Annotated in this window: 18 protein-coding genes, 1 tRNA gene and 1 other RNA gene; 9 read left to right on the plus strand and 11 right to left on the minus strand. The window is 69.4% G+C overall.

The window, feature by feature from the left end; translation table 11 throughout:
* Positions 1–14: 14 nt before the first annotated feature.
* Genes ACGFW5_RS11025 through fabD form a run of 7 tightly spaced genes read left to right on the plus strand, consistent with a single transcriptional unit; the run spans position 15 to position 6,591 of the window.
* Complete coding sequence (locus tag ACGFW5_RS11025) at positions 15–494, plus strand: hypothetical protein (protein ID WP_393833882.1); 480 nt, start codon at positions 15–17, stop codon at positions 492–494.
* Positions 487–963, plus strand: a complete 477-nt coding sequence (locus ACGFW5_RS11030; RefSeq protein WP_393833883.1) for a 3-hydroxyacyl-ACP dehydratase FabZ family protein — start codon at positions 487–489, stop codon at positions 961–963. The genes ACGFW5_RS11025 and ACGFW5_RS11030 overlap by 8 nt, the downstream gene beginning before the upstream one ends.
* Positions 963–2,168 (plus strand): beta-ketoacyl-[acyl-carrier-protein] synthase family protein, encoded by a 1,206-nt coding sequence (locus tag ACGFW5_RS11035; RefSeq protein ID WP_393833884.1) that lies wholly within the window; start codon positions 963–965, stop codon positions 2,166–2,168. Before ACGFW5_RS11030 ends, ACGFW5_RS11035 begins: the two co-directional genes overlap by 1 nt.
* Positions 2,165–3,211 carry a beta-ketoacyl synthase N-terminal-like domain-containing protein gene (locus ACGFW5_RS11040; RefSeq protein WP_393833885.1) on the plus strand — a complete coding sequence of 349 codons (1,047 nt, stop codon included), beginning with the start codon at positions 2,165–2,167 and terminating at the stop codon, positions 3,209–3,211. The genes ACGFW5_RS11035 and ACGFW5_RS11040 overlap by 4 nt, the downstream gene beginning before the upstream one ends.
* Entirely contained in the window at positions 3,208–4,017 is an 810-nt protein-coding gene (locus tag ACGFW5_RS11045) for an alpha/beta fold hydrolase (RefSeq protein ID WP_393833886.1), read from the plus strand. Before ACGFW5_RS11040 ends, ACGFW5_RS11045 begins: the two co-directional genes overlap by 4 nt.
* Before the next feature lie 34 nt (positions 4,018–4,051).
* Positions 4,052–5,614 carry an MFS transporter gene (locus tag ACGFW5_RS11050; protein ID WP_393833887.1) on the plus strand — a complete coding sequence of 521 codons (1,563 nt, stop codon included), beginning with the start codon at positions 4,052–4,054 and terminating at the stop codon, positions 5,612–5,614.
* A gap of 14 nt (positions 5,615–5,628) precedes the next feature.
* Positions 5,629–6,591 (plus strand): ACP S-malonyltransferase, encoded by a 963-nt coding sequence (gene fabD, locus ACGFW5_RS11055; protein WP_393833888.1) that lies wholly within the window; start codon positions 5,629–5,631, stop codon positions 6,589–6,591.
* A 393-nt stretch (positions 6,592–6,984) separates the two neighbouring features.
* Here the strand turns inward: fabD and ACGFW5_RS11060 are convergent, their stop codons facing one another.
* From ACGFW5_RS11060 to ACGFW5_RS11110, 11 genes are all read right to left on the minus strand, one after another.
* The gene (locus ACGFW5_RS11060; protein WP_393833889.1) at positions 6,985–7,938 is read right to left on the minus strand and encodes a hypothetical protein; all 954 of its coding nucleotides are present in this window, start codon (positions 7,936–7,938) and stop codon (positions 6,985–6,987) included.
* Between the two features lie 413 nt (positions 7,939–8,351).
* The gene (locus tag ACGFW5_RS11065; RefSeq protein ID WP_393833890.1) at positions 8,352–9,248 is read right to left on the minus strand and encodes a hypothetical protein; all 897 of its coding nucleotides are present in this window, start codon (positions 9,246–9,248) and stop codon (positions 8,352–8,354) included.
* Positions 9,245–11,305: a hypothetical protein gene (locus tag ACGFW5_RS11070; RefSeq protein ID WP_393833891.1), complete on the minus strand. Its 2,061-nt coding sequence runs from the start codon at positions 11,303–11,305 to the stop codon at positions 9,245–9,247. The genes ACGFW5_RS11065 and ACGFW5_RS11070 overlap by 4 nt, the downstream gene beginning before the upstream one ends.
* The gene (locus tag ACGFW5_RS11075) at positions 11,302–11,559 is read right to left on the minus strand and encodes a hypothetical protein (RefSeq protein WP_393833892.1); all 258 of its coding nucleotides are present in this window, start codon (positions 11,557–11,559) and stop codon (positions 11,302–11,304) included. The genes ACGFW5_RS11070 and ACGFW5_RS11075 overlap by 4 nt, the downstream gene beginning before the upstream one ends.
* A gap of 51 nt (positions 11,560–11,610) precedes the next feature.
* Positions 11,611–12,210: a hypothetical protein gene (locus ACGFW5_RS11080; protein ID WP_393833893.1), complete on the minus strand. Its 600-nt coding sequence runs from the start codon at positions 12,208–12,210 to the stop codon at positions 11,611–11,613.
* A 134-nt stretch (positions 12,211–12,344) separates the two neighbouring features.
* Positions 12,345–13,031, minus strand: coding sequence for a Crp/Fnr family transcriptional regulator (locus ACGFW5_RS11085; RefSeq protein ID WP_393833894.1), 687 nt, complete (start codon positions 13,029–13,031; stop codon positions 12,345–12,347).
* Between the two features lie 820 nt (positions 13,032–13,851).
* Positions 13,852–14,841 (minus strand): hypothetical protein, encoded by a 990-nt coding sequence (locus ACGFW5_RS11090; RefSeq protein WP_393833895.1) that lies wholly within the window; start codon positions 14,839–14,841, stop codon positions 13,852–13,854.
* Positions 14,842–15,091: 250 nt separating this feature from the next.
* Positions 15,092–15,478: a hypothetical protein gene (locus ACGFW5_RS11095; protein ID WP_393833896.1), complete on the minus strand. Its 387-nt coding sequence runs from the start codon at positions 15,476–15,478 to the stop codon at positions 15,092–15,094.
* A gap of 404 nt (positions 15,479–15,882) precedes the next feature.
* Positions 15,883–16,212, minus strand: a complete 330-nt coding sequence (locus ACGFW5_RS11100; RefSeq protein ID WP_393833897.1) for a hypothetical protein — start codon at positions 16,210–16,212, stop codon at positions 15,883–15,885.
* A gap of 92 nt (positions 16,213–16,304) precedes the next feature.
* Positions 16,305–16,586: a CopG family transcriptional regulator gene (locus ACGFW5_RS11105; protein ID WP_393833898.1), complete on the minus strand. Its 282-nt coding sequence runs from the start codon at positions 16,584–16,586 to the stop codon at positions 16,305–16,307.
* A gap of 263 nt (positions 16,587–16,849) precedes the next feature.
* Positions 16,850–16,934: transfer RNA gene (locus tag ACGFW5_RS11110), tRNA-Ser, on the minus strand.
* A 71-nt stretch (positions 16,935–17,005) separates the two neighbouring features.
* Here ACGFW5_RS11110 and ffs point away from each other — a divergent pair.
* Positions 17,006–17,102: signal recognition particle sRNA small type (gene ffs / locus ACGFW5_RS11115), an RNA gene on the plus strand.
* A 117-nt stretch (positions 17,103–17,219) separates the two neighbouring features.
* Complete coding sequence (locus ACGFW5_RS11120) at positions 17,220–19,685, plus strand: DNA polymerase III subunit gamma and tau (protein WP_393833899.1); 2,466 nt, start codon at positions 17,220–17,222, stop codon at positions 19,683–19,685.
* The last annotated feature ends 55 nt before the right edge of the window (positions 19,686–19,740 follow it).

A 19,740-nucleotide genomic window follows, 5' to 3' on the forward strand; every position in this document is an offset into this window, starting at 1 on the left:
GACGGGACCGCATCGTGAACGGGCCCGTCACGGCTGCCGCCACGGCGTCGGAAGTCCTGGTGAGCGGGCCCCGGTTGCGGGCGGCCCCCGTCGACCCGGTCGACGCGTTCACCGTGCTGTCCCCCACCGAGGTGTCGGCGCGCAAACTCGTACGGGCCGACGACCCCTACCTGGAAGGCCATTACCCGGACGTCACCGTCTACCCCGGGGCCTTCCTCATCGAGTCCGTGTACCAGGCGGTGCGGCACCTGGTGGCCGGCACCCGGGGCCCGGACACCTCCGTGGAGCCCGGCCGGATCGACTCGGTCCGCTTCACCACCGCGCTCGGCGTCGGCGACACGCTCGACGTCCACTGCACCTGCCACGACGCGACGCCCGGCACCCTCGCGGTGACCGCGCGGTGCACCACCGGCCAGGCCAGGGCCGCCGTGGTCAAGATGACGTTCAGGCTCACCCAGGGTCCTGCCACCACCGAGGAGGGCCCCCGTGCTTGAGTACGCCGAACTGCGAGGACTGATCCCGCACGCCCACCCCATGCTGCTCGTCGACCGGGTACTGGAGATGGAACCGTACGAGCGGATCGTCACCAGCAAGACGATCAGCGGCAGCGAACCGTGCTACGCGGGACTCGCCCCAGGCCTCGGCCACCAGGCCTTCGCCTACCCGCCGTCGCTGCTCATGGAGTCGTGGGGGCAGGGAGGCGCGGTCCTGTGGATGCTGCGCGTCGCCGCGATGGAAGCGAAGCCGAAGGGACCGCTCATCCTCGCGGCCATGCGCGACGTGGTCTTCCACCGGAGCGTCCACCCCGGCGACACACTGCGCCACGTCGTGCGCGTCGACCAGTACGTCGGCGACAACGTGATCATGAGCGGTGAGACCTACCTGGACGGCGACCTGATCGCCGAGGTCGGGTACGCCATCGCCGTCATGCGGCCCTCCGAGCAGCTGTCCTGGAGCGCGTGATGACACCGGACGTGGTCATCACGGGCCTGGGGGTGGTCTCGCCGCTGGGCCACGACCCACAACTCCTGTGGGACGGGCTGCTGCGCGGCGAGGCGCCACTGAGCCCGCTGGACCGCCCGGGAACCGCGATCGACGGGACCCCCGCCTACACCGTGACCGACCCTCCCGGCCCCGGCGCCGCCTGGCAGCAGGGCCGAGCGAGCGACTTCGCCCTCGTGGCCGCGCGGGCCGCGCTGGCCGACGCCGGACTTCTGACGGCCGAGGCGGGCGTACGGGACAACATCGGGGTCTGTGTCGGAACGGGCAACGGTGACAGCGACCTCCTGGAGGCGGAACGGGACGGGACGGCCGAGCTGACGGGACAGCAGTGGTTCCCGTACGGCACGGCCGCGCTCCTCGCGCGGCGCCTGGGGCTGCACGGGCCCGGGCTCACCGTGTCGACGGCCTGCGCGGCCGGTGCGTACGCCGTCGCGATGGGCGCCGAAATGATCACTGATGGCGATGCGGACCTGGTCCTCGTCGGCGGCGCCGAAGCCGTGTCCCGTCCGGCGGTGGGGGCCTTCGTGCGTCTCGGGGCGATCGATCCCCTGCGGTGCAGACCCTTCGACGCCGACCGCGCGGGCACGGTGTACGGCGAAGGCGCGGCGTTCTTGCTGCTGGAGTCCGCCGAAAGCGCCGCGCAGCGCGGACGCACGCCGTACGCCCGTGTGCTGAGCTCCGGATGGAGCTGCGACGCGTTCCATGTCACCGCTCCCGACCCGGCGGGCCGGCAGGCGGCGCGCGCCGCACATGACGCCCTGTCACGCGGTGGTGTGACGCCCCATGACATCGGGGCGGTGATGTGCCACGGCACCGGTACGCCCGCCAACGACAGCACGGAGAGCCGCAACACGGCCGCGCTGCTCGGCGAGCGGACCGCGCAGGTGCCGGTGACGGCGGTCAAGAGCTCCCTTGGCCACAGCGGCGGCGCGGCGGGCGCGTTCTCGTGCGTGGCGGCCGCGCTGGTGGTCCGGGACGGTGTGGTGCCCCCGGTCGCCACCTTGAACCGGCTCGACCCCGAGTGTGCGCTGCGCGTCGTACGGGGCGCCCCCGAGCCCTCCGCGGGAAGCACCGTTTTGGTCAACGCCTATGCGTTCGGAGGCAACAACATCACGGTCGCCATCGGCCCACCGGCCCACCGCGCGGACGAGGGGGGAACACCATGAACGCACCCGCCCCGGGCCTGGCCGCCGTCACAGGAATCGGCCCCGTCAGCCGCGGCGCCATCGGCGTCGCGGAACTCGCGGCAGCGCCCGCCATCACCGGCGCGGCAGGCGGCCAAGGCGTCCTGGACCTGGACAACTTCGACCCGGCCGCACACCTGGGCAGGCGCGGCTGGAAGTTCCTGCCGCCCGCGACGCGGGCCGGCCTTGCCGCGCTCCGGCTCGCCCTGGCGGACGCGGGCGACGCCCCGGAGCGGACCGACGACCGGACCGGCGTCGTGGTCGGCACCAACTTCGCGGTGCACGAAATCGTCGACCGGATCGACCGCGCGCTTCTGGCGGACGGGATCAGCGGGATCAGCCCGGTCGAGTGCCCCAACTTCGCGGTCAACGTCCCCGTGGGTCAACTCTCCATGTCCCACGGCCTCAAGGCCTTCAACATCACCCTGGCCAACCTGGTCACCGCAGGCGCCGAATCGCTCCTGGTGGGCGCACGCGCCCTGGCCGCGAGCCGGGCGGACGCCGTGTTCGCCGGGGCGATCGAAGGGCTGCCCCCCGCCGGTTTCCATACCGTGGCAGGGGGCGCCGCCGACGCGAGCGGAGCGTGTCTGCTGCACCTGGAGAGGACGGCCACGGCACGCCGCCGAGGGGCCAGGATCTACGCCCTGCTGACCGGCGGGGTGCGACGGACGCTGCCGCGCGACCCGCACGACGCCGAACGCATCCTGGGCGCGGCACTCGACCGGACCGGCGCCGAGCCGTCGGACAACGTGCAACTGTGCGTGCCGGCAACGGAGTTGGGCCGCGGCGCCGAGGACTGGGTGCACGCCTGGGCCGCCGAGCGCGGTGTGCGGGGCGCGGTCACGGTGGTCCGCGGCATGCCGCAGGCGTGCGCGACCAGCGTGCTGGCCCTGGCGCAGACCCTCGCGCGCGGCGCCGCCGAACCCGTGGAGGGATGGCGCGACGGCGGCCTTGTCAGCGCGACGCTGGGACCGCAGGGCAACCTGGTGGTGCTGCGCTTCGGCCCGGCCGGGGAGGAGCGGTGAACCGCCACCGCGCCGGGAGCGCCGTCAACGCGTCCACCCTGTACGGCGAGGAACTGGCCGTCCACCAGTTCCAGGACCAGCCGGCGATGGCGTTCGTGCACGGCCTTGAGGACGACTGGGCCAGTTGGTCACCGCTCAGCCGGCTGATGTCGGGACGGTTCCGCAGCTATCCGCTGGACCTTCCGTGGCGTTCCGGTGGCACCTACCGGTGGCGCAGCCGTGCCACCGTGGGCCAGTTGGTCGAGGCCGGCCTCGATCTCGTACCGGAGCCGGTCTCGGTGCTCGTCGCGCACTCGCTGGGCGCCAACGCGGTCCTTCAGTGGCTGGCCGGCGGGGTGCATCCCGAGATCGACGCCCTGGTGCTGCTGTCGCCCTTCTACTGGCCGCCTTCGACGGTGGTGGACTGGGCCGTCTTCGACGGCTTCCGGGAGGACTTCGCCGCGGTCATGACCGCGGGGATGCGCACACGGCTCGGGCCCCGCGCACAGACCATGGACCCGGACCTCTTCTCCGCCATGGCGCGCAAGATGCTCGAAGGGATGGGGCCCCAGGCGTTCCTCGCCCTCTTCGACCAGTACAGCTCCGCGTCGGGTCTCTCACTGGACCACGTCACGGTGCCGACCCTGGTCATCGGCAACCCCACGGACCCCGGCCTCGCCGGCGAGCGGGCGCAGGCCCTCCAGAAGGACCTGCCCGGAGCCGAATTGCACCTGGCCCCCCACTTCACCCATTTCTGCCACGTGGAACAGCCCACCGAGGTGGCCGATCTGATCCATGCGTTCGTCGACCGCTGCTCCCCGTCCTGACCGGGCCGGGTCCCCCACGAGAGAGATGTACCCCATGTCATCGCGCACCGCGGCAGGGCCGCCCAAAGCAGGCCTGACGATGCTGGCCGCACTGCTCGGCCTGTTCATCGCCCTTCTGGACGTCACCGTCGTCACGGTGGCGCTGCCCACGATAGGCACCGACCTCCACGCCTCGTTCAGCGACGTCGAATGGGTCGCCAACGCCTACCTGTTGGCGCTCGCCGTGCTCATCGTCACCGCGGGACGGCTGGGCGACATCTTCGGCCAGCGCCGTATCTACCTCATCGGAGTCGTGGTCTTCCTGCTGGGCTCGGTGATCTGCGGCGCGGCCGGACACATCACGGCCTTCGGCTGGTCCCACATCACGATGCTGCACGCGGGCCGTGTGGTGCAGGGCCTGGGCGGCGCCGTGATCATGCCGCTGTCGCTCGCGATCGTCTACTCCTCGTTCGAGGGCAAGAAGCGGGCCCTCGGCATCATGCTGTGGGGCGCGGTCGGAGGGATCGCCACCGCGCTCGGCCCGCTCGTCGGCGGACTGCTCGTCGAGCACGCCGGCTGGGAGTGGATCTTCTTCGTCAACCTTCCGATCGGACTCGTCGTCCTGGTCACGGCCATGGCCGGAATGAACGGCTCCCGGCGCACCGTCGCCGCGCGGTCCGGGGCCCTGGACCTGCCGGGGCTGATCACGGTGAGCGGTTCGCTGCTCTGCCTCAACCTCGCGCTGATCAGGGGCGGCGACGCGGGCTGGACGTCGGGCAGCGAGTGCGCGCTGTTCGCGGGGTCGGCGGCGCTGCTCGTGCTGTTCGTCGTCGTGGAGTCGAGGTCGTCCCACCCGATCATGAACATGAGCTGGTTCCGACGGCCGTCGTTCGGCGGCAGCGTCATGGCGGGCTTCCTGCTCGGCGCCGGCATGTTCTCGGTCATCTTCTACCTGTCGATCTACCTCCAGAACGGGCTGGGTCTCACCGCCCAGGAGACCGGCGTCCGGATGCTGCCGATGACCCTGATGCTCATCGTGGGAGCACCCCTGGGCAGCCGCCTGGTCGCCGTGTTCGGTGCCCGCAAGGCGCTGGCGGCCGCGCTGACCCTGATGGCCGTCGGCATCGCGCTCCTCACCCTGGCCGACCCGTCGGGGGATGCCGGCTCGTGGACGCGGCTCCTGCCCGGCATGCTCGTGACCGGCCTGACCCTGGGCGTGGCCATGCCCGTCTCCTCGGGGCTCACGGTGGCCGCCGCACCCCAGGACCAGGTCGGGGTGGCGGCGAGCGCCGGCACCATGTTCCGCCAGGTCGGCAACGCGGTCGGCATCGCCGTCATGGGCGCTCTGCTGAGCGCCAGGACCGACGCGGCGGGCGAACACGTCCAACGACTGGCGTCGGCGGGAACCCTGACGGCCGGTGAGGCGAAGGCGCTGCGGCAGGCGGCCGTCACCCACGGCGTGCAGAACGGCGTCTGGTACGCGGCCGGCGTGACGCTCGTCGCGGCCGTACTGGTGCTGATCTTCGTACGCGACACCCAGCAGGCGGCACCCGGTGCGAACCAGCCCACCGACATGACGCCCGGGCACGTGCCCGGCGCCGACCGATCCGCCGTCTGAGAGGACACCTGACCATGCAGAACCCGGCATTCGTCTTCCCCGGGCAGGGCTCGCAGAAAGTCGGCATGGGGCTCGACGCGATCGGGCTCCGGCCCGACCTGATCGACACCTACTACCGGACGGCGGACGAGATCCTTGGTCTTCCGCTGGCCACGCTGTGCTGGGAGGGCCCCGAAGAGAGCCTGCGCGACACCTCGGTCACCCAGCCCGCCGTCTTTCTGACCAGCCTGGTCACGCTGGACGTCCTGCGGGAGCGCGGCGTGCGGCCCGCCGTCGTGGCGGGACACAGCCTGGGCGAGTACACGGCACTGGTGTGTGCGGGCGTCCTCGACTGGACCGACGCCCTGCGCCTGGTCCGGCGGCGCGGCGAACTCATGGCCGCGGTCAACGCCCACGTACCGGGGGCCATGGCCGCCGTGCTGGGGCTCGACCTGCCGCGCGTCGAGGAGATCTGCTCCGAGGTCAGGTCGGAAACCGGCCGGACGGTGGAGGTCGCCAACGACAACGAACCCGGCCAGATCGTGGTGTCCGGAACGGCCCCCGCGGTCGAGCTGGTCATGCGCGCCGCGGAGAGCGCCGGGGCCCGCAAGGCCGTGGCCCTGCGCGTCGGTGCCCCGTTCCACTGCAGCCTCATGGCAGGGATCGAGGAGGAGTTCGCCGCGGAACTCGCCGGTGTCGAGTTCCACGACCCCCAGGTGCCGGTCGTCTCCACGGTCACCGCGGACCACGTGCGGACCGCGGCGGACGCCGTCGCGTGCCTGCGCCGCCAGCTCGTGGGCCGGGTCCACTGGACGGGCGCGGTGCGCGGGATGGCCGCCGCGGGCGTCGACGCCTTCGTGGAAGTGGGCCCCGGCCGCGTCCTGGGTGGCCTCTGCCGCCGCATCACCCCCGAGATCCCCGTCCACGCGACGGACGACGCCGCCCGCCTCGCCAAGACGTTGACCGCCCTTGCGTGTGCCGAGAACGCGGTGGTCTGAGGCTCGTACGGGGTGCGAACGGGCGTGGTGTCCGTGCCAGGGGTGCCCCGGCTTGCGGATGGACTGCCTGCCGGCGTCGAAGGGCCCCACTGCCGGCGGTGGGGCCCTTCGACGCATTGCCGGGACGGCGACGCATGAGGCCAGAACGATGTTGGTCAAACGAGCGTGACGGGCGCCCTGGTCGTCTCCAGGCTGTCCACGTCCGAGGTGAAGACGGGGACTTGCCCTTTCTAGCCCGAAAGTCCCCGATCAGCCGCCTCGGGGTCAGGCACACCCGGAACCCCAGGGGGTGGCTGCCGAGCTCTCGTGTGCAGATCAACCCCTGCGAGAGCGGCACCGGCGCGCGGGCCGTCGCCGGATTCTTCGCGCTACGGTACGGACCAATCAAGGAACCTATTTGTTCGGTTCCATGCTGCTACTGCCGAGCCATGTTTCGCTGATATTGATGGCGGGCGGAATGACATCAGGATAGCGATCCGCCAGATAGTCCTGTTGGATTTCCTCCCCGGTGCGCCTGTCTCTGACGATTTTCACACCCGACACCTTCATCTTCTTGAGTGTGCCAATAGACTCCCCCGACACGAGGGCATTGAATGCCTTGATGGCCTGGGCCGACTGTTGGACGCTATCCCTGCTCACGACTCCGCGATTCACATTGAGCATGGTATTCGTGTACATCGCGCGCGGGTCTCGTCCGACGAACTCGCGGCTGCCCTCGCCAATGCCGTCGAAGAACAGATCGGCAATGTGCTCGGGCCATACTTCTGTGATGATCTTGTACGCCACGATCAATCCCGTGGCGCTGGCGTGGCACTGCTTTCCCTTGCTGACGAGGCTGACGATGTGCCTTTCGTCGATGGGCCACGTGGGGACCAGCCCTTGCAGCTGCTCGGCGGTCAGCTTTCCGCTGGTCCACCTCGTCCAGTGGAAGCCGGCTGCGCGGTTGGCAAGGATCTTCAGCGCCGCCGCATATACGTTGGCGTTGCTCTGGCGCATCTCGGTGATCTGGGCGACGAAGTCTCCCGCGGAGCGCACGCGGCCGCCGTCGATGGCGGCGAAGCTCTCCGGACTGAGGTTGTACGTGACTTGCGCGGTCACCGTGGTGCCGGTCTCGATGATGGCAGCGGCGCGGTGCTGTCCGTCAATGAGGCAACCGTGCCAGTCCAGCGCAAACCCTTGGTGTGTTGTGCGATATTGGCCATTTCGAAGAATGCTCTTGAACTTGTCCACATTGGAGCGTTTCAAGGGGACGCGGTTACATGTCCTCTTCTCCATCCAGGTTGAGCACTTCTCGGGCGTCACCTCGATGATCTCGGTGTACGGATCGTTGTTGTTTTCCCTGCTCACGAACCTTTTCCTCTCGATTGCGCGCCGATGTTCCTGTGAGTTCGGGGCGGCCCAGGCGCGCGCTTCGCCTCTCTGCCGGAGATGCTAGAGGGGAAGGCGTTGCCTGGTGCCGGATGTCGTGGTGCTGTGGGCAAATGCCAATTCCGTTGCCGATTTTGACCGTGACTGGTCATTTCGGTCCAAGGTTTTTCGATGATGTCGGGTTCGCGTCAGGTGTATCGCCTCGCCTTGGTCCACTCGTGGCGCCGACCTCGATGTCCGGAGTGGAGCGATGTCCCACCACGACCGTCAGGCGGTGAGGCAAGACGTCAGCAAGCTGCCTCCAGGCATGTCCCGACTCCGACTAGAGCCGTGCGATCCGCCGTGTTTCTCAACCCTTGCCGAGGTGTCCAGCGGTGCAGCGGAGTCGGCATCTACTCACAGGGGTCCCCGTCTCCCGGCGCATCGGTGTGGCCGATCCGGCGCAGTACCTCGTCACCCTGCGGGACTCCCACGTCGCTCAGGACCCGCGCCATGTTGGCGCCGACGAAGCTCCGGTCCTCCGGTGTCAGTGACTGGAGCGCCGCCGCGAGGGCGTGTTCCCAGCTGTTCCGGTCGGAGAGCAGACCCCGATGGGTCACTGTCCAGTCGAGCACGTCCTTCGCCTCTTCCGGCCGGTGGAGCAGCCAGAGGGCCGCAAGGCCCACCGGGCCGCCCGCGACGATTTCCCGGTAGAAGCGGTACGCCTCACGGTGGGCTTCGCCGAAGCCCGACGGAAGAGTCGGTGCCGCGCCGGTGCCGGGGGTGGGCAGGAGCGCGGCCGGCGGGTCCAGGAACCAGTAAGTGAGGCCGGAGCCGTCGATCACCCTCGGCCGGCCCGGAGGTTCCACCTCGGTCGTACCGAAGTGGGGCGGCGGCGTCCGCAACGGGTCGGGGGCACCGGGCAACGAGGCGTTCTTGCTGATGTGGTCGACGACCAGCTGCCGGGCCCGCTCCTCGGTGAGCCGGTTCCTTGCCGCGACGACCGGGTTGCTGATCTTCCAGACCACCCCGTACCGGGCCGGAGCTTTCGGCGGCCTGCGCGGGATGTCGACCGAGATCCGCCGCTCCGCGAGCGAGACCCACACGATGTCGAAAAACTCCCCGGCACGCACCCCGTGCCCCGTGGGTCGGGGATAGCCCCAGTAGTCGCCCTCCAGGGGCGGCACCATCGCGTCCTCACCGCCGTCCGCGAGGAACACCAAGGCCCGGCCCTCCGGGGGCCCGAACCGGAGACGGAACAACTGCCAGGACGCCGAGGAGCTCAGCGGCGAGATGAGCGGGCCGGTCATGAGGCGAACCTTTTCGTCGAGGACGTACGGGAGCGGTGGTGACGCAGGACGAAGCGCAGGACGCCGCGATGGTCCCGGGCCGCCGCGGCGAGGTCGGTGAGGAGGCCCGGGAAGGCGGCCCGCCGCCGCAGCTCCGGATCGCCCTCGATCAGGAACAGGCCGGCCGCCACTGCCTCGTGCGTGGCGGGGTCGTCCAGGGCCGCGACCACGATGCCGCGGGCCCGCTCCGGATGAACCGCGAGCAGATCGGCCAGACGCACCCGCCGCACGCCGGGAGCCTTGGGCAGCGGGAAGGAGGCCTTGCTCATCGATTCGACGGCGTGAACGGCCAGACCATGACGTGGTGTGCTCGGACCGGCCCCCTGCCACTCACGCAGGAAGTCGAGGACGAGGGCGTGATTGGCGTCCTCGGAGAGAAGGGCGCTGAGAGCGAAGGACACCGCGGTGCGCAGCGGGACCTCCAATTCCTCGCCCGGTCTGTCGAGGACGGTGTCCAGGAGCTTCAGAGCGGCGGTGGGGCGGGCCAGGCCGTAGCTGCCCCCGCAGGTCTCGGCCACGGTGCAGCGCAGAGCGACGGGGGCGGCCCGGCTCCACTGCCGCAACTGCTCCCGTACCGCTCCGGTGAGAGCAGGGTGCTGGACCATCTCCCCGAGCGCGTTGGCCACCAGGCGGCGGCGCCAGCGCTTGTCCGACGCGGCGAAGGGGTGCAGCTGGCGCAGGGTGTCCGGCCCGGTCGCGTGGGCCAGCACCTTCCCGATCGCCTCGCCCGCCGCCAGTTCGACGCAGGGGTGGTGGGGAGCCTCGTCCAGGCTCTTCCACAGCAGCTCCGCCATACCTTCGTACTCCAGCCACAGCGACCGGAGCAGAGCGTCCGACCGGTGTCGTCCGGAGAAGCCGACCGGCTGGACCAGGTAGCGCCGCGCCGCTCCGCTCCGGGGTTGCAGCAGCCGGGCGCCGACGGCCGCCAGCCGGTCCTCGAAGGCCGGCCCGAGGACGTCGTGCCGGGCTGCTGCCGTCTCGCCGTGCCCGGGTCTGCCGGTCACCGCCGGTGGAGGGCCGCCGCGGCCGTCGATGTGGGCACGCAGGATCGCGCTGAACCGTTCGACGACCGTACGATCCTGGTCGGGCAGCAGCGAGATCGCCGCCATCAGCGAGATACGGTCGGCCCGGTCGCGTGCTTCCGTGAGCGCTTTGCGCGCCGCTGCGGGGCTGCCGGTCCGCAGGTCCGCGAGTACGGACGCGGCCGGCTTTCCCGCTACGACGAGGTCGCGAAGACCCTCCGCCACCGCGACACCGTCCCCCGGCAGCGAGTGGGTGTCCAGGTGTCCGGCGAAGTTCGCCGAGACGAGATGCCGCAGCGCGTCGGCCTCCTGCCCGGTCGTGAGTTCACCCGCCTCGGCCATGATGCTCAGGCGCTTCACGGCCACCTCGGCGGGCGGTGGCGGGCAGTGTGCGACCTGCCAGGGCAGCGTGTCGGCGGGCAGTGTCGTCTCTGTTCGTACGGTGACGACCAGGTGGGCGCCCGAACGGCGCAGGAGCGATGCCAGCGCGGTGCACACGACTTCACCGAGCAAGTCGGCGGCCTGCGGGGACAGCCCCTGGAGCAGATAGCCGCAAGGCTCCTTGGGACGCCACCGCGACAGGTCGTCGGGTGAGTCCAGACCGGTGATGCCGTCGATCCCGTACCGCTCCGCCAGCAGTGCGAACGCGGCCGTGCCCGCCCCCGTGCCACTCCCGGCCCGCAGTACCAGCAGGTTGCTGTTCAGTACCTTGCGGCACCGGGTGTGGGTCGGTGGTTCGACGAATCCGTGCAGACGGGCGCGTACGTCGTCCGCGGGGTACGGGCCCTCCCGCAGACGGGGTTTGCGGATGCGCTCGCTGACGTCCTCGTCGGTTTGGACGCCGATGAACACATTGGCGTCGCCCCTGATCCCGCCCATGACCGCGAAACCCTGGGCCACCCGCTGCTGGTTGTCGCGGTAGGAGCTTCCCGGGCCGGGAACGCCGTCGGAATCCTCGTCGTCCGAGCCGGGGAACGTGTCCGCGACGGCGCTCACCGGGGGTCCCCGGCGCCACCGACCCGCTTGTCACCCGAAACGTTGTCGCCGCCGCCCCAGTGCTGGTTGGTGCCGTGGTGCGTGGTGGATCCGCCGGTGTACGTGACGTCCCGCCCGACGCCACCCATGACGGCTGCGCCCTCGCCCACGTGCTGCGTGTTGCCGCTGTAGTGCGTACCGGGCGACGTCGCCGGGCTCTGTTCCTCGCGGGCGGAGGCGTCGGCCGGCGCCACGGATTCCTCGCGCGGTCGCACGCCGGCCTGCACGAGGTTTCCGGACGGCGACGGGACGTACAGCCATGCCCGCTAGGAGAAGTTCTTTCCCTCCACGGTGGCCGGGACCTCCACACAGCGGTCGGGGTGCAGCCCCGTGTACCCGCCGATCACGACGTCCTCGTAGACGCGCTGGGAGACGACCGCCGCCAGGTGGGTGACCTGCTCGCTCGCCGCGGTCAGGATGGCCTTGACCGGACGCGAGTCCAGCAGCCGGTGCGTGTCGTTGCGGACGGTGCCGTTACCGTCCCCGGGCCGGTCCGCGTCGGGCAGCGGTCCGACGTGGACACTTGCCCGGAGCCGGATGCGGGGGCCCACGCACTGCTTGTTGTACGCGCCGAGCGTGTCGTCGAGCACGCCCAGGAACGGCCAGAGGACGAAGGGCAGCAACACCGGATCGAAGCCGAACACCACGCCGTCCCCGGTGTTGGCCGGAAACCGTTTGGTCTCGCGCAGTTCGTGGAGTCCGGCACGGTCCAGCGCCTGATCCACGAGTTCGGGGATCAACCGGCTCACCGGACCGTGCTGCACGGCGGGAAGGCCAGTGAAGTCCTTCGCGTCGACGGCGAACAGAGCACGGTAGGGCGGCAGCGGACGGCTCTCGGCGTACGGGGCGGGAACGGGGCTGGGCATGCGTGATCTCCTCGTGGACGGTGGGACGGTTACGAAGCCGGTGGCCGGCTGATTCGAGGTTCCGTCGGTTCCGTCCGCCCGACTGCACAGCGCAGGGCAGTTCGCGGGTGTCCCACGTCACAGCGTGGGTGCGCTCACCGGGCCGGGGGCGGCGCGAAGGATGGGGCGGGTGTGGGTGCCGGTCCGGTCATCGCCCAGTGGCGCAGCGTCTTCATGTCCTTGACGACGACCGTTCTGCGGGCCGTCTCCACCGCTCCGGAGTCGCGCAGGCGTCGTAGTCCGGTGATGGCCGCGTTGCGCGTGACTCCGGTCGCCTGGGCGATCTCCTCCTGACTCAAGCCGGTCAGCCGCACGACCTCCGATTCGCTTCCTGGTGCGGTGAGTTCGACCAGTCTCAGGAGTACCCGCGCCAGGCGGGCAACCAGCGGAAGGGTCAGCAGTTCGGTGCGGTGCGCGTCGGACTCCCGCAGCCGGGACAGGGTCTGGCGCATCAAGTCCATGACGAGTCCGCGCTGTTCGATGAACCGGCGAAACCGTTCGGCCTCCAGCACGACGGCCGTGCAGGGGGTGAGCGCGATGACTTCCGCCGTGCGCGTGGTGCCGTGGAAGACGGACACCTCGCCCAGCAGGTCGCCCGGCCCCCGGAAGGCCAGCCAGGTAAGGACGCCTCCCGGCTCCCGGCACACGACCTTGACGAGCCCGTCGGTGAGGGCAAGCAGATGTGTCCCCGCGGAACCCTGCCTCAGCATCACACTGCGTTCGCGAAAGGTGCGCGTCACCCCCTGGCCCCGCAGCTCGCGCCAAGTCTCCTCAGACAGCACCCGGTGCCTCCCCCTGCGCCCTGTACGCGGACTCGCTCTGCCCGGTACGTGAACCCTTGAGCGCCCGCCTCCATGAGTTCTACGTCGCCCCGACGGTTTCCGCCGTGATGCGGGCGACCTTGTCCGATAACGGCTGTCGCCCGAGCATGGGCACGCGGGGCCGGACGAACACGTCCAGGTCGCAGGGCACGGGACGCCGTGGAACACCTGCGTGTTGTGCCAGGCCGGGTGACAGCCGCAGCCGAGCTCGTGCCCGGCCGGGGGCTGATCAAGGGCTGACCCGCCGCCGGCACGAGCTCGCGGACTGCCGGGCTTCACCTGACGAACAGGAGCGGCAGGGGCTTGTGCGGAGCCGGAATCCTGATTCCGGTCCACGTCCGGTGGCCGTCGGCACAACACAGCGGCACAGGGAGGGGAGCGAGGAGCCGACTGCGATGAGGAAGGGCGCCTCAAGCAACGTCGAAGGGCCCCACTGCAAGCAGCGGGGCCCTTCGACGTATTGCCCGGTGAGAGCAATGGCGGAGGATACGAGATTCGAACTCGTGAGGGGTTGCCCCCAACACGCTTTCCAAGTCTTCGTCTTGGGGCGCGGCGGTGGTCGTGGGTGTCCTGACCTGCATGGATATGCCGGTGGGTGAGCTCGGTGAACAGCGCCGGACGAGGGTGAATGAGACCAGAACTGAGACCAGAGCGTTGGGCGACCTGCTCCTTCTGCTGTCGCGCGGTGGTCTGCAGCGGCGGAACGGATCTTGTCAAGGAGAGCAAGCACTCATACTTCAGGTATGAGTCGCCTTATGAGGTCTAGGGCGCGAGTCTGGCGTCATTGTCCACCACAATGAGCCGCTCCATTTTCCACGTCGTCGGGGTGCACGATCGAATCTTGGATGCCCAGGACGGCCATGAGTGATTTGACTGAAACTACCCGTGTGTTGCCAACCCAGAACACTCGGAAAGGGAGAGTTCCCTTCCTTGCCATTCGTGATGCCTGTGACTCTGAAATACCGATTGAATTAGCCGCGTCACTGAAGCTGATGTGTTCGGGAAGTAGCTCGGAAAATCGATAGTAGAGATTCATTCCGTCAACCCAGGAGCGGCTCATCTGTTTGGGGGTGATGGCCGGCGCCTCTTTTCCGTTCCGGCTGCCGCCGCGGATTCTTCCGTGGAGGATTGTGGTGTGCTCCATGGCTCCCATTCGCTTCAGTAGGGCTCCTGTACGCTCACCGCGAATTCTCTCATCGGCATCGGGATCGCGAATAATTGTGGCGTCGATGATTGAGGATGCGCGAAGTGTGGATTCCTCTTCCTTCGTGGCGTCGATGGCAAATTGTGAAACGTCTTCCGCGCACGTTTCCGAACTTCCTGCGTCTACCAGACTGCGGGCCCTGGCGAACGCGCGAGTCATCATGGTGTCCAGCAGTTTCCTGGAAGGTGTGCTGTCTGCATGGGAGAACCATGCTTCCAGTGCACCCTCCACCATCGCCGATCTGATGTCAGAGACTTCGTAATTCCACCTACGCGCCAGCTCCTTGGACCATCCTCTGAAATACGGAGTCAGTAGATCCAGCAGCATGATGAGCCACTTCTCTCGTTCCGGCTTATCTCCTTCCCTCGCCAAACTTTCCACGGATTCCCAGGTGCGCAGACTGGCTACCGACTTTGATCGGCCGAGCCGAACCCTGTCGCGCAATATCCCGTATGTAGGATGATTTTTGATGGCGCATGTGTGGATGTCGCCGACGTGTGCGCAGATAGGTCCTTCGCCGAAATCTCGCAGTACTCGCTCTGTGATGAGAGCGAAGATGTCCCGCATGCTTTTCCTCCGGTGCCATTAGGGATCGGATCCATGAAAAGCATGAAGTGAGAACCTGCCTCTCGGGAGCTTTCCGAGAAGATCTAACTTATTTGAGTGAACTATGTTTAGTGCGTGAGAATTCGGTGTGCAGAAATAGGGGCCGAGAGGCGTGTTGGGACAGGTGGGCGGGATCTGCCACCCGTGCGGGGTGAGGGTCTTGGCGTCCGAGACGGTCGTGAGTCCAGACGTTCCCTCCGGGGTGTTCCAGTCAGCGCCCGCCAACCCCGGAGTGCCTGGGGTTGTCTCCGAGTCTTTCGGCAATGTCGGCGATCTGCTGCTCTGTCTTGACTGCGGCCTTGCGCTGACGCTTGAGCTTCGCCTCAGCTGACCGCAGCTTGGCGGCCAAGCGCTCCTGCTGGACCTCGCCGTCGGGGTTTTCCGTAGGTCCTACGTGCGCGGCGTCGACCACGCCACGCCGCTTCCCGCAGGTCGGACAGTGCACGACGGATGTCGAGTAACGCTGGTGGTCGCGGTGTTGGGTGCGGCGAAGGGTGTGGTCGCAAGTGAGGGTGAGGTCCCAGTCGTCCAGATCCCGCTTGTTGGCCTTGTGGCCAAAGAGGATCTTCGCGATCGTCTTCGCCTGTTCCTCACCCATGGGAGGTGACGGGCAGCAATGTCTGCAATGCAAGGTGCGGGATCCGCTCACCGTCCAGCGGATAGCTCGACACTCGCCGTGGCGCTCCTTGTATCGGGCCTCCTCAGCGTCGTACTCGGCCCGCTCACCAGATGTCATCTGCAACAGTGGCGGTCGGTCGCCGAGGCCGTCGAGAATCGGCTCACCGCATCCGCGGCAGGGGTGGCCCGCTGCGAACTCCTCACGGCTCAGGTACGTGCCTTCCCGTTCCCACTGCTCGCGCTTGTGCTCCCGGCGCCGGTCGTTCTCTTCCGCCTGCAGTGCTTCCCTGCGGGCCCTTGCTCGGGCCCGCTGCAGCCGCGGGACTGGCCTCGGGCCTGTCCGCTGCGCTGCCTCGCTGGCGTCCCTGAGGCCGGAGCGTCAGGTCATACCTTCTTGACGACGATTGATTTCGGCACCAGCAGCTCGAGGTCTTCCACGTCGGAGGTAAAGACGGTGACCTGCCCCTTCTGCTGTCGCGCGATGACGGCGAGGACGGCGTCGATCGCGTACTTATGGCCGTGCTGCTTGGCGTCAGCCAGGAGGCGGCGGGCCTGGCGCGCCTCGTCCTTTCCGATATCGGCGACCTTGAGCCTGGAGAGCACCCAGTCCCAGCGCTGCTCGCTGGTTCTGCCGTCGTACGCCTCGACCAACGTCATCGGAGATGTCACCACCTCGGCTTCGCCTCGGGCCGCGAGGTCGATCCAGGCGATCATCTTCCGGTCGCCTCGTACAGCTAGGGACAGGGCTTCGCAGTCGAGTACGAAGACGCGTAGTGGCCGCTGCCTTTGCTCACCGGCCCGCTTCTTCACGCCGCCTCTCCGGCGTTGTGCTTGCCGGCGGTGCGGCGGCGCTCGTGCTCGGCGTCGAGATCCTCCAGTTCCTCGAACGCTGCCGTGCGCTCGTCCTCACTGAGAGAGCCGTGCTCTTCCTGTAGCCAGTCGGAGAGCTCCCGTAGCCGGTCGCGGTCCCGCTTGAAGCGCAGCGCCTCGGCGACGTACGCCGACAAGCCCCGTTCCGCCGCCTCCCCGCGGATCTCGTCTAGGAGATCCTCGGGGATTGTCACCGTCACCTTCTTGGTCATCGCCATACAAGAGACCATACTCTTGGTGTTGTCCCCCTTACCAGGCGTGTGCCACGGGAGGGGGCCGTGGTTGACCGAACAGCGGACGCGTTCAGGACGCCTAAGCCCCAGCCCCAGCCGCAAGCCGGTCACCGGGAAGGCGGCCAGCCGTGCGGGCGAAATAGGCTGAATGCCGGAAATAAGTGAGACTAAAAATGAGACCAGAATATGCCAAAGAGCCGGACCGCCAACAGCGGTCCGGCTCTTCGTTTCGCCTGGTGAGGCGACTGCGGAGGATACGAGATTCGAACTCGTGAGGGGTTGCCCCCAACACGCTTTCCAAGCGTGCGCCCTAGGCCACTAGGCGAATCCTCCGCGGCAAACAATACAAGACGTTGAGGGGTGCTCGCGAACTCGTTCCCCCCTCGGGGATCGGGTAGTCTGTGCGCAGCCCCTCACGTGGCGCTATCTGACTGAACTCCCCCAGGGCCGGAAGGCAGCAAGGGTAGGTTGGCTCTGGCGGGTGCGTGGGGGGCGCCTTATTTCTGTGGGGGTGGCGGGGCTTCTCCCGCTGTGTGGGCGCCGTTTCGCGCGACCGAGGGGCGGCGGGGGATCCGTCGGCGGGCCCGGTTGTCAGTGGGCCCCGATAACCTCGTATGCGTGTCGTCCCTTGCGCTGTACCGCCGCTACCGCCCCGAGTCGTTCGCCGAGGTCATCGGGCAGGAGCATGTCACCGACCCGCTGCAGCAGGCGCTGCGGAACAACCGGGTCAATCACGCGTACCTGTTCAGCGGGCCGCGGGGCTGTGGCAAGACGACCAGCGCCCGGATCCTGGCCAGGTGTCTGAACTGCGAGCAGGGGCCGACGCCCACGCCGTGCGGGGAGTGCCAGTCCTGCCAGGACCTCGCGCGCACCGGGCCCGGCTCCATCGACGTCATCGAGATCGACGCAGCGTCGCACGGTGGTGTGGACGACGCCCGTGAGCTGCGCGAGAAGGCCTTCTTCGGGCCCGCGTCCAGCCGGTACAAGATCTACATCATCGACGAGGCCCACATGGTGACCTCGGCGGGCTTCAACGCCCTCCTGAAGGTCGTCGAGGAGCCCCCGGAGCACCTGAAGTTCATCTTCGCCACCACCGAACCCGAGAAGGTCATCGGGACGATCCGGTCGCGTACGCACCACTATCCGTTCCGGCTCGTGCCGCCCGGCACCCTGCGGGAGTACCTGGGGGAGGTCTGCGGGCGCGAGGGCATCCCCGTCGAGGACGGGGTGCTGCCGCTGGTCGTGCGCGCAGGCGCCGGATCCGTGCGTGACTCGATGTCCGTCATGGACCAGCTGCTCGCCGGCGCCGCCGCGGACGGTGTGACGTACGCCATGGCCACCTCCCTGCTGGGCTACACCGACGGGTCGTTGCTCGACTCCGTGGTCGATGCCTTCGCCGCCGGGGACGGGGGCGCCGCCTTCGAGATCGTCGACCGTGTCATCGAGGGCGGCAACGACCCGCGCCGCTTCGTCGCCGATCTTTTGGAGCGACTGCGGGACCTGGTCATCCTCGCCGCCGTTCCGGACGCGGGGGAGAAGGGGCTCATCGACGCCCCGGTGGATGTCGTCGAGCGGATGACGGCGCAGGCCTCCGTGTTCGGCGCGGCCGAGCTCAGCCGGGCCGCCGATCTCGTCAACGCAGGGCTCACCGAGATGCGCGGGGCCACCTCGCCCCGGCTCCAGCTCGAATTGATCTGCGCCCGGGTGCTGCTGCCCGCCGCGTACGACGACGAGCGCTCGCTCCAGGCCCGGATCGACCGCCTTGAGCGCGGAGCCCACTTCCAGGCGGCGCCCGCCGGTGGCCCCGCCATGGGATACGTGCCCGGGCCCGAGGCGCACGCGCCGATGCAGGGCGGCCCCGGCGGACCCGAGGCCGCTCGTGCGGCGGCGCGGGGCGCGGGTGGTGCTGCGGCCCAGGGCGCCGGGCCCGCCCAGCCGGTGCCGGCCGCGTCGCCGGTCCCGCCCGGGCCGCAGTCGCCCCAGCAGCAGGCGGCCGGGCCGCAGCAGCCGCAGCCGCAGCCGCAGCAATGGGCGCCGCCGCAGACGGCCGGGCCCCAGCAGCATGCGCAGCCGCAGCAGCCGCCGTCCGCTCAGCCTCAGCCCGTACAGCCGTCCCAGCCCGTGCAGCCGCAGCCCGCCGAGCAGGCCGGGCCCGCTGCCGGGGCCTGGCCGTCCGCGGCCGCGCCCGGGCAGGGTGGCGGCCAGCGTCCCGGTGCCTGGCCGGGCGCGGCCGCCCCCGGAGCCGGCGCGGGCGCCTGGCCGTCCGCGACCTCCACCGCATCCGGAGCATCCGGTGCGCCCGGAGCGTCCGGCGCATCCGGTGCGTCCGCCACGCCGGAGCCCACTCGGGCCCCCGCCTCAGGCCCCGCCCCGGCCCCCGCCGCGCAGGCGCCGACCGCCGCCGCCCAGGGCAACGCCCTTCAGGTGCGCAGCATGTGGCCCGACATCCTGGAGGCCGTGAAGAACAAGCGGCGCTTCACCTGGATCCTGCTCAGTCAGAACGCGCAGGTGGCCGGCTTCGACGGGACCACCGTCCAGCTCGGTTTCATCAACGCGGGCGCCCGGGACAACTTCGCGAGCAGCGGCAGCGAGGACGTGCTGCGCAGTGTGCTCTCGGAGCGGTTCGGGGTGCAGTGGAAGGTCGAGGCGATCATCGACCCGTCGGGTGGCGCCCAGCCCCCGGCCGCCGCGGCCAACTTCGGGGGCAGCGCGCCCCGGCCCCCGGCCCCGCCCGCGCCCTCGCAGTACCAGCAGGGCCAGCAGGGCCAGCAGTCCTCGCAGCCTCCCTGGTCCCAGTCGCAGTCCCCGGCTGCCCCCGCCCCCGCATCGCACACGCAGTCACAGTCACAGTCCCCGTCGCAGGCGCAGGCACAAGGACAGGCGCAGACCCAGCACGCACAGCAGCAGCAACCGCACGCCTCCGCCCCCGTACGGCACGAGGAGCCTCCGCCGCCCGTGCGGCCGGAGGACGACGTTCCGGAGGACGACGACCCGGACCTGGTGGACAACGCGCTGTCCGGCCACGACCTGATCGTGCGCGAGCTCGGGGCGACTGTGGTGGAGGAATATACGAACGAGGGCTAGCCGTCCACTCGGTGGCCCGCACAAAGATCACGTCCTCGCGGCGGCTAGGCTGACT

It is taken from the genome of Streptomyces sp. NPDC048416 (genome assembly GCF_043200435.1).
Taxonomy (GTDB): domain Bacteria; phylum Actinomycetota; class Actinomycetes; order Streptomycetales; family Streptomycetaceae; genus Streptomyces.

What these genes read in the sequence shown, in the direction of transcription:
- fabD (WP_393833888.1), top strand. Translation starts at nt 5,629, where the DNA reads ATGCAGAACCCGGCATTCGTCTTCCCCGGGCAGGGCTCGCAGAAAGTC.
- ACGFW5_RS11035 (WP_393833884.1), top strand. Translation starts at nt 963, where the DNA reads ATGACACCGGACGTGGTCATCACGGGCCTGGGGGTGGTCTCGCCGCTG.
- ACGFW5_RS11040 (WP_393833885.1), top strand. Translation starts at nt 2,165, where the DNA reads ATGAACGCACCCGCCCCGGGCCTGGCCGCCGTCACAGGAATCGGCCCC.
- ACGFW5_RS11080 (WP_393833893.1), bottom strand. Translation starts at nt 12,210, where the DNA reads ATGCCCAGCCCCGTTCCCGCCCCGTACGCCGAGAGCCGTCCGCTGCCG.
- ACGFW5_RS11090 (WP_393833895.1), bottom strand. Translation starts at nt 14,841, where the DNA reads ATGCGGGACATCTTCGCTCTCATCACAGAGCGAGTACTGCGAGATTTC.
- ACGFW5_RS11095 (WP_393833896.1), bottom strand. Translation starts at nt 15,478, where the DNA reads ATGGGTGAGGAACAGGCGAAGACGATCGCGAAGATCCTCTTTGGCCAC.
- ACGFW5_RS11100 (WP_393833897.1), bottom strand. Translation starts at nt 16,212, where the DNA reads ATGATCGCCTGGATCGACCTCGCGGCCCGAGGCGAAGCCGAGGTGGTG.
- ACGFW5_RS11065 (WP_393833890.1), bottom strand. Translation starts at nt 9,248, where the DNA reads ATGACCGGCCCGCTCATCTCGCCGCTGAGCTCCTCGGCGTCCTGGCAG.
- ACGFW5_RS11105 (WP_393833898.1), bottom strand. Translation starts at nt 16,586, where the DNA reads ATGGCGATGACCAAGAAGGTGACGGTGACAATCCCCGAGGATCTCCTA.
- ACGFW5_RS11050 (WP_393833887.1), top strand. Translation starts at nt 4,052, where the DNA reads ATGTCATCGCGCACCGCGGCAGGGCCGCCCAAAGCAGGCCTGACGATG.